The organism is Oceanobacillus sp. FSL K6-2867, assembly GCF_037963145.1.
Classification (GTDB): domain Bacteria; phylum Bacillota; class Bacilli; order Bacillales; family Amphibacillaceae; genus Oceanobacillus.
On record NZ_CP150144.1, the window covers coordinates 1,252,715 to 1,266,018 of the forward strand.

Annotated in this window: 17 protein-coding genes; all 17 read right to left on the reverse strand. The window is 32.2% G+C overall.

Annotation, left to right across the window (positions count from 1 at the left end; translation table 11 throughout):
- Nucleotides 1–23: 23 nt before the first annotated feature.
- Complete coding sequence (locus NSQ77_RS06100) at nt 24–2,228, reverse strand: hypothetical protein (protein WP_339229609.1); 2,205 nt, start codon at nt 2,226–2,228, stop codon at nt 24–26.
- Complete coding sequence (locus NSQ77_RS06105; protein ID WP_088612321.1) at nt 2,218–2,409, reverse strand: hypothetical protein; 192 nt, start codon at nt 2,407–2,409, stop codon at nt 2,218–2,220. The genes NSQ77_RS06100 and NSQ77_RS06105 overlap by 11 nt, the downstream gene beginning before the upstream one ends.
- Before the next feature lie 76 nt (nt 2,410–2,485).
- Nucleotides 2,486–2,752, reverse strand: a complete 267-nt coding sequence (locus NSQ77_RS06110) for a hypothetical protein (RefSeq protein ID WP_088612320.1) — start codon at nt 2,750–2,752, stop codon at nt 2,486–2,488.
- A 58-nt stretch (nt 2,753–2,810) separates the two neighbouring features.
- Entirely contained in the window at nt 2,811–5,213 is a 2,403-nt protein-coding gene (locus NSQ77_RS06115) for an ATP-binding protein (RefSeq protein ID WP_088613826.1), read from the reverse strand.
- A gap of 10 nt (nt 5,214–5,223) precedes the next feature.
- Entirely contained in the window at nt 5,224–5,745 is a 522-nt protein-coding gene (locus tag NSQ77_RS06120; protein WP_088612319.1) for a conjugal transfer protein, read from the reverse strand.
- Between the two features lie 12 nt (nt 5,746–5,757).
- The gene (locus tag NSQ77_RS06125) at nt 5,758–6,009 is read right to left on the reverse strand and encodes a TcpD family membrane protein (RefSeq protein WP_088612318.1); all 252 of its coding nucleotides are present in this window, start codon (nt 6,007–6,009) and stop codon (nt 5,758–5,760) included.
- 12 nt (nt 6,010–6,021) lie between these two features.
- Entirely contained in the window at nt 6,022–7,068 is a 1,047-nt protein-coding gene (locus tag NSQ77_RS06130) for a conjugal transfer protein (RefSeq protein WP_088612317.1), read from the reverse strand.
- Complete coding sequence (locus NSQ77_RS06135; RefSeq protein ID WP_088612316.1) at nt 7,068–7,370, reverse strand: hypothetical protein; 303 nt, start codon at nt 7,368–7,370, stop codon at nt 7,068–7,070. The genes NSQ77_RS06130 and NSQ77_RS06135 overlap by 1 nt, the downstream gene beginning before the upstream one ends.
- Nucleotides 7,370–7,660 carry a hypothetical protein gene (locus NSQ77_RS06140; RefSeq protein WP_088612315.1) on the reverse strand — a complete coding sequence of 97 codons (291 nt, stop codon included), beginning with the start codon at nt 7,658–7,660 and terminating at the stop codon, nt 7,370–7,372. The genes NSQ77_RS06135 and NSQ77_RS06140 overlap by 1 nt, the downstream gene beginning before the upstream one ends.
- 410 nt (nt 7,661–8,070) lie before the next feature.
- Entirely contained in the window at nt 8,071–9,117 is a 1,047-nt protein-coding gene (locus NSQ77_RS06145; RefSeq protein WP_088612313.1) for a replication initiation factor domain-containing protein, read from the reverse strand.
- Nucleotides 9,089–10,501, reverse strand: coding sequence for an FtsK/SpoIIIE domain-containing protein (locus NSQ77_RS06150; protein ID WP_088613825.1), 1,413 nt, complete (start codon nt 10,499–10,501; stop codon nt 9,089–9,091). Before NSQ77_RS06150 ends, NSQ77_RS06145 begins: the two co-directional genes overlap by 29 nt.
- A 155-nt stretch (nt 10,502–10,656) precedes the next feature.
- On the reverse strand, nt 10,657–11,049 hold the full coding sequence (locus NSQ77_RS06155; protein WP_088612312.1) for a DUF961 family protein: 393 nt from the start codon (nt 11,047–11,049) through the stop codon (nt 10,657–10,659).
- Nucleotides 11,050–11,211, reverse strand: coding sequence for a hypothetical protein (locus NSQ77_RS06160; RefSeq protein WP_161493066.1), 162 nt, complete (start codon nt 11,209–11,211; stop codon nt 11,050–11,052).
- 49 nt (nt 11,212–11,260) lie between these two features.
- Complete coding sequence (locus NSQ77_RS06165) at nt 11,261–11,761, reverse strand: antirestriction protein ArdA (RefSeq protein ID WP_088612311.1); 501 nt, start codon at nt 11,759–11,761, stop codon at nt 11,261–11,263.
- Between the two features lie 21 nt (nt 11,762–11,782).
- Nucleotides 11,783–12,349 (reverse strand): hypothetical protein, encoded by a 567-nt coding sequence (locus tag NSQ77_RS06170; protein ID WP_088612310.1) that lies wholly within the window; start codon nt 12,347–12,349, stop codon nt 11,783–11,785.
- Nucleotides 12,350–12,765: 416 nt separating this feature from the next.
- On the reverse strand, nt 12,766–13,008 hold the full coding sequence (locus NSQ77_RS06175) for a hypothetical protein (RefSeq protein WP_088612309.1): 243 nt from the start codon (nt 13,006–13,008) through the stop codon (nt 12,766–12,768).
- A gap of 57 nt (nt 13,009–13,065) precedes the next feature.
- Nucleotides 13,066–13,302: a helix-turn-helix transcriptional regulator gene (locus tag NSQ77_RS06180; RefSeq protein WP_339229612.1), complete on the reverse strand. Its 237-nt coding sequence runs from the start codon at nt 13,300–13,302 to the stop codon at nt 13,066–13,068.
- Nucleotides 13,303–13,304 lie beyond the last annotated feature (2 nt).

The following is a 13,304-nucleotide window of genomic DNA, read 5'->3' on the forward strand; positions in this document are numbered from 1 at the left end:
AGAATTGCCTATTATAGCAATCCTCAATTCTTATCTCTTTCTCTTTTCCTTTCTTCCACAGATGATAATTCTCTCTTTCGTTTTGCTTCTAAACCTGTATCATGATGAATTTCTGTATGACTGCGATTTTCTTTCTTCACACTGTTTACATCTCTTTCACTCGTGTTTTCTGGCTGGTTAGTTCGCTCTACAGCACGATCTTTATCATGATAAGATTCTGTATGATCACGGTTTTCTTCATTCACACTATCTATATTTCTTTCATTCATGTTTACTGGCTGGTTAGTTCGCTCTACAGCACGATCTTTATTATGATGAGATTCTGTATGACCACGGTTTTCTTCATTCACACCATTTATATCTCTTTCTTTCGTGTTTTCTGGCTGCTTAGTTCGTTCTGCAGCACGATCTTTATTATGATGAGATCCTGTATGACCACGGTTTTCTTCATTCACACCATCTATAGCTTTTTCATTCGTGTTTTCTGCCTGTTTAGTTCGTTCTTTTGACGGATTATCTGTTTCTAATGGTACAGGAACTACTTTTTCCTTATCATCCTCTTTCTTTCGTTGTGGAGTACGTTTGGTATCAATATCTTTACCATTTTCAATACCTTTTCTTTCTTCCTTCATACTTGTTCGATTCGTTTTTGCATTTTGTTTCGTATCACTTTCTTTATCTCCATAATCCATTGGAGATACTCTCTTTTGAGAACGTCTTTGCTCTATTCTCTTTTTCGCATTAGAAAACTGGTTACTATAATATTGATTCATATTTGGCATAATGTTTCCATCAACCGTTTGAACACGTCCTGCCGTAATAAAGCTAACGATTTTATTTCTCTTTACTATGATAAAGAAAAACAATACAATCAACAGCACTACATGTAATAAATATGTTCCTGTATCATCTGGTTTAACAAATAGATACATAGAATACGTTAATAGATACACCACAAATAAAAATATTCCTAACAAGCCCTTCGTTAGAAAGATTGTCACTATATTACCTAATGTCTTAAAACCAGTCATTGCAAAATGCGGAATAAAACTTATAACAAACGCAAAAGGTAAAACTAAAGCAATTAATACCGCTAACAATTGTAATGCGAAATTGATTAAACCTAATAATAAAAATGGAATAGACAAACCAATCACGATGAAAAGGGTCAAAAATACTAGACCCGATTGTTTAAAAGCTGAACCCGAAGCTACGTTCGTATTTTCGTTTTTAGTTACTTCAAGGTAAGCATGACCGATTCTATACGCTGAACCTTTCGAGTTTAATTTAAAAGCGAGCATTCTTTCCGCTCGTGGGTATGCTTGAAATCCAAATCCTAAATCCTTAATCTCATCTTTCTTATTAATTATTTCCTCATCTGTTGTACCATAATTAATTAAAAGATATGGTCGCTTTAATGCTAAATCAAAATAAATATTACGAACAACTGCAATCGTACCTTCTATCTTTTCATTTTCATCAATATCATTAATCCCTGCATAAACACCTTCTCTCTCATTATCTAGAATCCCTAAAATACCGTTTCCAGCATCCACTAGGGTTCCTTGCAATTCACCCGATAGAGCATTCATACTTTTCATTAAATAACTAGCATTAGAAACCCAATAACCAGCAACAATTAAAACGACAACAAACAACATGAATTTTCTAAAAGATTCTCTGGCATTTCCTTTTGTAAAAAATATAAAAACAAGATAAGCACATAAAAATGCAAACAATATTTCTGCAAAGTTCTCCTTTAAAACCTCATATATACTACCCGAAATACTTTCTATATCGTCCGCAAATCTATCCAACCTATCTAATGTAAATAATTGTAAAGCACTATCCGTAACACGAACCACATTCTGGATAATACCCATAAAAAAGTTATTGATTGCATACAAATTAAAACCAAAAATTCCACTTGTATCTTCATTATTCACCATATAGCGTTCCACTGGATACTTCTCTATTTCTAATTGAACACCACCCTCCTCTTTTTCCTTTGCCTTATCCATATACTCATACGGCTCATATTCCAGATTAAATATTTTTCCAAAAAGGTTGAGAATAAACTCTCCAACTGGATAATCCTCATCAATCAAATCGGAAAGATTTCCACTCGTATCAACTTCTTCTTCATCTTCCGCAAAAACAGATGTTGATGTCATAAAACATAAAAATAATGCAGTAAGTAAAACTAACAACCATTTTCTATTTTTCATTGGTATTCAAATCCTTTACAAAACCTAGTAATCTTTCACAAACATTAATTCCACCTCTACAATAAGCTAAAAACTCTGTATCCACTTTCCCTCTTTCCCTGCCTTCCTCAAGTTCTTTCAACTTTTGGAAATTTGTTTTAACTCCACTAATATAAGACCTAAAAAAAATTTCATTGTCCATTTCTTCTCACCCACCTTTCAAATATAAAAAAGTGACTACCTATTGATAGCCACCCTTGATTTATTTAAAATTCTACTTAGTCCTCAATACAAGTTTCATAATAAAGGTATCTGTCATCCTTTTCTTCTACCACAAATAATTGAAAAACGAAATCATAGCTAATATCTTTTTGCGAATGACGTCTTGTAATTGTAAAAGTTGCATTTCCATCTTCCCTCAAATTATCATTCGAATAATCAATAGCTTCTCTGATTATTTTTTCATGTTCATTAGACATATCCAATTCCACCAATTTTTCTTCCAACTCTACATAATTTTCTACATTTGCAATATAATTACTCATTCTTACAACTCCTTTTTATATTAAAGAATGGCTACCAATTATGGATAGCCATTTCTTTTTACAAATATTTTTCTTCCGCATATGCTACAGCCGATTTATTAATTGTTTTCAATGCTCCTTCCCATTCTTCAAAGAGACATTCGACCGTAATTTTTGAAGTTCTGCCGAACATATCTTTCATCAAACATTGACCCTGTAACATGTTATCTAACATTTCTATATTTTCCTCACTCGATTCCATGTTCATCCACTTTAAAATATCGGGACGTTCATTCTCTTCATCAAATGCAAAAGCTACACCAAAGTTCCCTGTTTCATTTTCTTTTTCTCGTAAAGCATCTTTGGTAGATTGTGAGATAAAATATAAAGCATTATTATAACTACGCCCAACACGTTTCATTTGCTTTTCGACTTTTTTACCTTGCCGTGACGAAATAATAACCCACGCTTCATCAATAAATTCTATCGTTTGTTCATCCTTATCTTGTTTTCCAAAGAGTTCACAGAATTTACCCAAAGCCAACATAATAGCATTTGATTTTCGTTGACTATTTGTATAAGAATCTATACTTGCAGTTGCTTCTGGTAAATCAATATTTTCAATTTCAATAATAGAAATACGGTCATTTAACGATAAGGCAGGATTAGAGCCATCATGTATACATAATTTCAAAATACTATCAGAAACAACCTCATATAAAAAATCTCCTGCCTTAGAAACAGAAGATTCTTCACTATTCCTCATAAAATCTATTATATGAATAGAGCCAACCTGCTCACCTTGTTGCCTTCTTTCTAAAACTTCTGCAACGGCTCTTAAAAATGCAGTATGAATTTCATCTTTTCCTTTAAAATCATAGACTTCTGAAAAAATATCTTGAATCAATTCCTTTGCTTGAGACGAAGGAAGAAACGCTACTGGGTCTAATACGCCCCAATTATCCTTACCTTCAAAATCTAATGTTATAAATTTATACTTTTCCAAGTGTTCAACAAAAAATGGAAAATCACGTCTAACGGTGCTATCATTAATAACTTTATTTATCCATTTCCTTATTTCTTTTTTAGGGTCAATATAAAGAGTTTTTATATAGAGTAGTGTCACATAGATAAATAGCAATTTTGCAAGATATGATTTTCCACTACCTGTATCTCCTGTAATCAATACATGCGGACTTCGATATTTACTACCTTTAATATTTTGGTTTGCAAGCATTGGATGAAAGAATACAGGATCACGACTTGATAATTTGGCACTTTCTAAGTCCCTATGTTTATGAAACCTGTCAACCCAGCCAATAAAGAAACCAATCTTATTTCCGATTTCGGAATTTACACCAAACAGACTCTCTCCCAAACCATCTTGTGTGGTTGACTGTAACCAATTTCTATTCGTTGCTTCTAATTTTTCACCAGGCAATGTTCTATAGAATAAACTTAATTGGTCAGCCGTTGGAATACGACAAATGATATTTAATTGTTTGAAATAACGTACAACCTGTTTAGCACGCAATAAACATTCTTTTTTCGTCTTACCCGTTACAGCTATTGTTGCAAGCCAGTTCATTACGGATACATCATGACTTTTTATTTCCTGTTGTAAATTTCTCATTAAAAAATGACTATCTACGACAGAATCGTCTACGGAATCACCTATTTTAGCTTGTTCATTTGCTGATTCTTTTAACTCCTTTCCTTTTAAATTAACCTTTAATTTTGATTTTCCTTTTCCTTCTGATCGAATTTTAAAATCTATAGATACCTCAAATGGTAAGGATTGGGCTTCATAAAAGATATCACTCTCTGCCATATTATCTGGAAATTCATCAATCACGACAAAACTTAAATAGCCTTCATCCTGTTCACTACTTAATTTCAAACATGATGACTCCGTGGGGTCAATAATCGTATTTGTAATTGCCTTTATATTTCCGTTTTCTTCTTCTTCACTAACATCATGATTTAAACCAGAAATAAAATCATAACGATTTACATAAATTAATTCATTTTCTTGTAATCTTGACCCATTCACACCGGAAACCATCTTATAAATAGTATCTTCCAATTCCTCAAACTGATTGAAAAAAGAAGTGGGAACATTTTGTTCCCAACCTAAATAATTTACAAACTTATCTGTTACATTAGATAAAACAGAATAGACATTATCTTTTAATCTACCATCTACATTTACAAATGCATTCTTTAACTTAATGCCAATAATAAAATCATTTTTTGTCATATTTCCTAAACGAGAACTTAAAATATTTCCTGTTTCATCTAAATAATACCGTCCAACATTTTCGCTATCCTTTGACAAACCTAAACTTAAATCTTCAAATCTTTCTTTAAGGCGAAACTCTTGAGGATACATTCTCAAATGAAAATCTTCATAATCTGTGATTTCCTCAAAAAACATTTTCCAATTTCTTTTATAATTGGCTACCACTTTTTGATTTTGAATAGGAATCGATTCACTTTTTATACGATAATATGCGAACACGTCTCCCATTCTCGTTAACAGCATATTGTTTTTTATTGTTTTCAACGCTGGTTTCAGTTTTACCATTCTTTTTATCCACCACCCAGACACATTCTTTAAAAGTTATTTTTTTCTTATTCATCCATTCTACTTCTTTCCCATTACAATACTTTTTCTTAGGAATTTTTATTGCGAATAAATATTTCACATAATCATACATGAACCTATAAATATTTTTACCTTCTGGCTTTATTTTAGTTACGAGCCATGTAAATAATAAGGGAACACAAACTAAAAATATAAACCACGTATTTGAAAACGCATAAGGATAAAATTTTCTTATTATCCACCCTGCCAAAAACGTCATGATTAGAAAGATCACAAAATTAAATGCAGGAATTAATTCAATTGTAAACGGCAGATAATAATTATCTGTTATCTGCCTAATTTTCTTTGGTTCCCTTAAAGCCCTTCTATAATTAAATACCACTCTACTTTCTTTTCTATCTGCCATACTATCACTCTCTTATAATGTATTCATAAAGGCTTCAATCCAACCAGCAACTGTATCCCAATTTCGAACTACAAAATAAACAATTCCTCCAACGATACAGGACACAATAATCGCACCAAATTTAAATTTAGCTAGATGCTTTGTGACTAGGAAAATTATAATGATTACAATCGCTTGCTGAACAATCTCCAATGCCCATCTTTCAATACCTCCAAAAGTAGGCAAATCAGCCTGAGCTAAAACTAAGTGATTAAAAAATTCCATTTTTCATTCCTCCTAATTATAAATAAAATTTTCCACATAAAAATTTCTTCCATTCTTAGAAATTGTCATTTCTACTGGATTCACTTGCTCGATATTGGTCAATTCATCTCTAAACACCACCTCCATTAATGCTTTGTAATGGTCACCATCTACATAGATTTTTAAATTTCTTATATCTTCAAATAAAAAAGAACCATTTAACGTTTGTGGGTCATCCATAAGATAAGCCATTTCGTCAACTGGTTCTGTAGCATACTTTTCAAAAAAAGTAATTAGAAATTCATTGATATTTTCTATTTCATTTCCGTTATATTCTTCTAATTCAATCGCTGGCATTTCATATTCTATATTTCCAACCAATGAAGGTATTTGCGTAAAATATGGAACGGATTGTACACTGAACAAACCATTCTCATAAACAATAGGAATATTTAACAACAAAGATGTTTTTTTCTCCTCTGTTTCAGTCTCAACTTCAATTTCCTTCTTTTTCTCTTTACCCTTTCCTTTAGTCACTTCTTTTTCTGTCTCTGTCTTTAATTCATTTTTAAATGTTACTTTATATTGAAAGAGATTTCGATTTCCTTCATCTTCTATATGAAAAAGATTAAAGGATTCTAACTGTCTTGTACCTTTTACTTCTTCTAAGTTGTATAAAGGATTTTTTTCATTATTAAATGTGTCATTAAAAACCATGTATTCTTTTAGTTTATTTGCTCTTCCTTGTAAAGCTTCACTTTCATTAGGAACATTAATATATTCCTTTATAAAATTGGATAGAAATTCATGCGCTGATTCTACAGGAATTTCTTCTATCACTTCCTCGTTTTCATTCGCTTCTACCAATCTATTTGTTTCATTCAAAGTAGAACGAGTGTTAATAGACAACAAGACTGACACTATAGCTAAAAAAAGCATTCCTAAAATTAATGACCATATAAATAAAGCTGTTCTCTTAGATGTATCTTTTCTTACATGGCTTTTCTCTTTTTTCGGCCTCTCAATTTGTTCTATCTTCCCAATAACTTTATTCTTTTTTAATTTATCTTTAATACTCATTATGAACCCCTTTCAATATAATTTATAAAAGATCTTACTCTTTGCAACACTTGGAATGGTGAAGCATTTTCCAAATACACTTTTTCATTTATTTTCCTACCTTTATCAACATAGGTAGCTTTATAAAAAGAAAAACGATAAGTTGAATATCCCATCTTTCTATATCCTTCAACAATCAAAGACGTATTTTCAGTCAAATCCTTAACAAAGACTCGATAAAAATAATGCTTTTCACCTTCCCTATATCTAGGAATATCTGAAATAAAACCTAAGTCTTTAAAGCATTCCGCTAACGACTTCATTACTCATGAACCTCCAATGCAAGAAATTCTACTGTTATAATCGCACTTTTAGGATTTCCCGTTACTTTATTCTGCTTATGAGGAACATTCGCAAATATAAAATGAAATGTTTTATCTTCATCCTGTTCATTTTCAACATAAAAATATACGCTCATTTCAATATAAAGAGAATTATCAATACCCTGTAATTCTTCTCTCAACATTTCTAAAATGACGTACTTATGATTAATCATTTTTTCTTTTTCCAAGGCTCCTATCAATTCAGCTTGATTCAAAACGAGTGGAACCATTTTTTCACTTCCTTTCAATTATCCCAAAACAAATTCTAGTTTTGTTTTCTTTTCATCATAATAATAAAGTTCCAAAGCTGATCCACTTCCCTCACCTCCTAATATAGTCACTAATCTACAAGCAAGGTCCAGGTAGTATTTTTCAAAACACTTCGCTGAAAAATCTCCACCTTTTCCCCCTTGCTTTCCGATTTTTTGCAGGCTTATAAGGCTTCGCCGAACGACCGATATACTAATTAGACACATAAATAAATGGTCGTTCGCTTTTCTAGTGTAGCCTGCAAAATCGTTAGTGCTACCGTTCAATGTAATATTCTTTTCCGATATGAATATACGCTATGCGGGGGCTAGCCCCCACACCCCCAGCCTTCACTTCCCTCAACCTAATTAGAAGGGTAAAGACCAAAACATTAAATAATCATTTCTTCTGGTCTTGCAAGATAAACCATCATCATGTGTTCTTGCTTTTCATTCAGTTCTATTTCATCCTCAAAATTTTCTAAATCAGAAATACCTTTTGTATCTTCCACTAGCTTTATCATTTTTCTTGTTCTTGCCGCTTGATTCATATACCACCTCTTTGACTTATCATAAAAATCTTCTTGTGGCTTCGTAAAAATCTGTAATCTTTCCACATCATTTAAAAAAACCTCCCAAAAATGAGAAGTTTTCCAACGCGCTCTATTTAAGTCATCTTCCTTTTCCACAAAGCGCAAATAGTTCTTAATTATCCCTTTACCGACATGCAGCAAATTACCAGTCGACATTATCTCTGAAACAACACTATTCGCTCTATCATTTTTAAATCGCAATTCATATCTATTCCAATTTCCAAATTCCTCTACAGGCTTATTGTGTTTATCAGCCTGTTCATAGTTTTTTTGATAAAAACAAAAATAAACTTCTGAATGTTTTTTTGAGCCAAAATAAAGTGTCGTGCCACCCTGTTCACCATCCTCCATTGATAACGAACCATTATAATCCGTTTTTTTAAATCGGGAAATCGCTTCGCCATTTCTTATCTTGTCAAAAAGAAAAGGTATTTCAAAATAAGTTTTTTTATCATCAATTGAAATATCTAATCTCGGAAATTTACCACCATTTTTCTTACAATCTCCAAAAAAGTCCATCCAGGTAATTTTCCTAGCTTTTAAAAAAGTTTCAAATTGACGGCAACCCCCTCCACTTAATTCAATAAGCGTTCCTCGAACATCTAAATCATGCGAATAAAAAACTTTAATATTATCTAATTGATATGTGCCTATATAGCCATAAAAGCCACTTTCTTTATGCTCCATATATTCTTTTTTTAAATGAAGCACATTATTTAATATCAAATCGACATCATGAGTTTTAAAGGATACTCTTAAATAGTCAACCATTGCTATTAAAGGGTTTTCGGTCTCTTTTGTATTTTGTACCCCCCTGTTAGAGTAGGGGGGGTTTTTGGTCGTCATTCGCTACGCTCACTCCTCCCGAGTGCTTTTCGCTGTCGCTAGCGACTGTCGTCGCTTCCGCACTCTCCACTATCGGTGTTACTTTTCCTATTTCTTCTAAAAAGTCATACCCTTTAGGGACAAGAGGTGTGTAAAATTCCGTGATAACAGAAGCGCCATAATCCGCATAGCCACGCCCTTTTATACGCTTATTCACAAAAGTATTATCTACATCACCAAACATCATTCCATAGCCAGTTTCGCTATTACGTCCTAATGCTACACGGAAATTAAATTGGTCTCTTATCCCATCAGCTAAATACTTGGCGTCTGGACGTTGATTAGCCAAAATAAGAAACACACCTGCTTGTCGCCCTAACATAGTTAATTGTTTCATGTCTTCTAAAACTTCGATTTTTTCCTTATGATCTAGCATTTCCATAAACGCTACATATTCATCAAAAATAACAAAATATGGTGCTAAACCTACGCTTGCATAATTTCCGCCTGTTTTATAATTAGGCATAGTTTTCATCTTTTCAGAACGATCATGCATTTCTTCTCTTGCTTTTTTCAAAGTCATTTTAATTCCATTCTTCCTACTAAAAACAGTTTTTCCAGGCATTACAGATTCTAGGTCTGCAAGGTCTGCATTTTTGGGGTCTAATATCCGCAATTCCGCACCCGATTTTAATAATGCTTCAATCATTGTTAAAATGAAATACGTTTTCCCTCCACCAGTCCCGCCAGCAATCAACATATGAGGTAATTCATCAAATTTCCAATCAATATGCTTCATAAGCTTCATCGCACCATTTTTCACCGTTACATCACTAATAGGAATACGATTTTGTTGAACATCATACATCAATTTATAACACACAAAGTTTTCCTCTAATTCTCTATCGACTAAAGCACAATACAGACCGTTTTCTAATTGGTCTCCTAATTTAAGAAACCTATCTTGAAATCGGCTCATATCCATGGCTACTCGAAATTCAATATAGCCCTTTTTTATTTTGTAATATGCTTTGGGAAAATAGGATATTTTAGATTTCGTAACAGTCTTATCTGACAAACTCCATTTAGATTCTGTTGAATAGCTTTCTTTTTCCATGAAGCGATTTGATATAAACATTCTTGCTAATTTTTGCATATGCCAAATACGTCTATATTTTTCAAAAAAGATAAAATATGCAAATCCAACTACAGCAACACCTACTAAGCTAGCTATAAGCAATCCTTTCCCTATATAAATCCAATTCCAACCTGCTAAATCTTTTAGATAATCCCAAGTAAACCATTGACTGACATTACTAATTCCATTTTTATAAAAAATAATAAGGCTCAATATAAAAACAGGTATAAATATTGATAAACCTGCTCTTAATACACCATGCTCCATTTTAGGCGTTATTCGTATACCACGATATTTCCAAAGACGTTTCTTCAAAAAACTCAATCTTTATCACCTTCTTTTACAGTGAAATTCAGTTGTCTCTAAATAATTGAACAAAAAAAGCGTGCCAATTAATTTATAACTAGCACGCTACTAATCTATTATTTCTTTTCTCCACCTACTCCTACTGGTTCTTTGCTAGGTTCATTCTTTTTTATACCACCAGAACTTCCGCCCTCAATAATATCTTCTGCTTCAACTGTCCAGATAACATTAGCAAAGTTTCCATTTGCTTGCGCTCTTGCTTTAATGACAGGATTTTTTAATTTTACCTGCTTATTAAATTCAATTTCTTTCAAATCTATATATTCCGGTATTGTGACCTCAATCTGTTCTTTTTGAGTTGAGGAAGAAAGGTTATAGATACGAGATTCCAACTTATCCGTACGTTCATTCTTATCACGGTCATAAAACATTCTTTCACGTTTTAATCCCATAAAATATAAATCACCAAAAGTTAGTTCATTAGGTATAATTCCTGTTTTAAATTCCATTTAAAATCTCTCCCTTAATTGTTTTTTTATACTTTCATTTTCCATCTTTATTTTTTTGTATTCAGACATTAAAGCAACTAAGTGCTTTCTTTCTACAGAAACAATCATTTGCTCATCACTAAAAAAATCTAATGTTTCTATTAATGATTCGTAAGCGCTCATTTTAGCACCTCATTATTTTTTTCTAAAGTAATCCTATATTTCAGGGAATTTAATTAATATATTCAAATATGCCATGCGAAGTCACAAGAAAGTTTCCTTCTATTTCCATGTCACGCCCAAGTGCATGGTAATCAATATAATTTTGCAAATTAGTAGGAACTTCTCCAAGCATCCCTGTTTCTTCCACATAGTAACGTGCAACATCTTCCATAGAATCACAATCAGAATAACAAACAATATCTTCTACATTTTCCAACAATTCTTCAAGACTACCAAACCACATACCTAATATCGCTGATAATTCATGATAAATAGGAGTACCTTCAATTTCTTCTACCATTGCGCACAAACGATTTATTTCATTAATAGATGTATATTCACTTATTTCAAATGGTAATTCGTAATCATGAATAGCAATTTCTTCATAATCACCATTTAATCCAATGGACTCTTTTACTTCTTCCATATTAATCGGAGGTGTAAACCAATCACCTGCAAGTTCACCCTCATTATATTTTCCGAGATTAGATATATAGACACGCATTTCCATCACTTATCACCTCTCTGCAATTCATTCGATCATTTCTAACATAATCGGATTTTCGGAAATTTGAATACGTTCCTTTAATTCTTTTCCCATCAAATCACCATCTTTTGCATTATCAAAGCCTTTTATCGTAACCGCTGTATATAAATCACATTCTATTATTAAATGATGAGGTAATGTACCATAAACATGTTTTCCTTTAATATCCTCTGCTTCAACACGTTCAAATACTGGTACATTCTGCAAAAACGGAAATTCATTTTTTAATATTTCAACAGTTCCCATATGACGACTTGTAATTACAAAGTCATTTTTCATTTCCCATGGATAAATTTCTAAAGCAGTCAAACGATATTTAACTACGTTTATATCAGCCTTGATAATATCTAACCCAGTATTAAATGTTTTATCTCTTGGCAATTCCAATCCATAATATTCATTTACTCCATAACCAACTAAAAGGCTAGGTGCAAGTGTAGAAATAATAATGATGTTATCTGATTCTTTATTATCATATCGAACCAATTCCCTAACTGCTGGAAACCCAAATGCTACTATTTTATTTTCTTTCAAAAGGTCATTTAATTTCATAATTGCTTTTATTCACCTGCTTTCTAAATTCCATTATTCATTTGAATATATTTTTTTGAAAAAAAGAAATTTACTTCGCTAGGCTCAAAATAATTTTTAAGAACCATTACGGCGCTTATCAGTCGCTCACTTCATAAGGTCATGGCGACATTTAGTAGGTTAAGTTTATAACCATTAGCACCCTCATTATGGACTGCTATAGCCTTTTCAAAAGTGTTAGCTATTATCACTTAGATTACGTAAATGACAAATCTGGCAAAACGCGTTACAATAAAAGTGTCTAGGTTTTATTGTGGGCGTGTATGATAAGTTGCGATTTATCATATGCGCTCTCTTTCTATATGAAGTTTTCAAAGAACATCATTCCCTTTCATACATTCTCCAACATTTCTTTAAGTGGTATAAACTCACACTCGTTACATGTTCTCAAATGCTGAAATTTCTTTTCTTGACATATCATAATTTTTACAAATTCTACGATATGAAACATTGTGCAATAAAAGCTTTTGTATAATTTCCTTTGAAATTGGCTGTTGCATATAATAATCCGCTTTTACAATTCGAACAGATAACTTCATCCTAGCCTGCCAGTCACCTTCCATTTCTTTCGCCAAAGGAACCGCCTTCTTCATTAAATTTTGCATTTTTTTAAAATTCATTTGAATTTCACCTCCTAAAAGTAATATAATTCAATTACTATACTTATTTAATTACTCTTAGAGATGCAACGATTCGTGGCATTTATTTGTAAAAAAAAGGTCTGGAAACAACTTCTTTTCGCTTACGCCGAAATAATTTGACATTTTTACCATAAGTTTAACAGTTGGATTTCGAGTACCTTTTTCAATCGCACTTAAGTATTGCCTTGATATACCAAGATCACTTGCCACAATTTGCTGAGAACCAATTGATTTCCTAAAACCTATTAAAACATGCCTTATTTGTGTAGTCACAA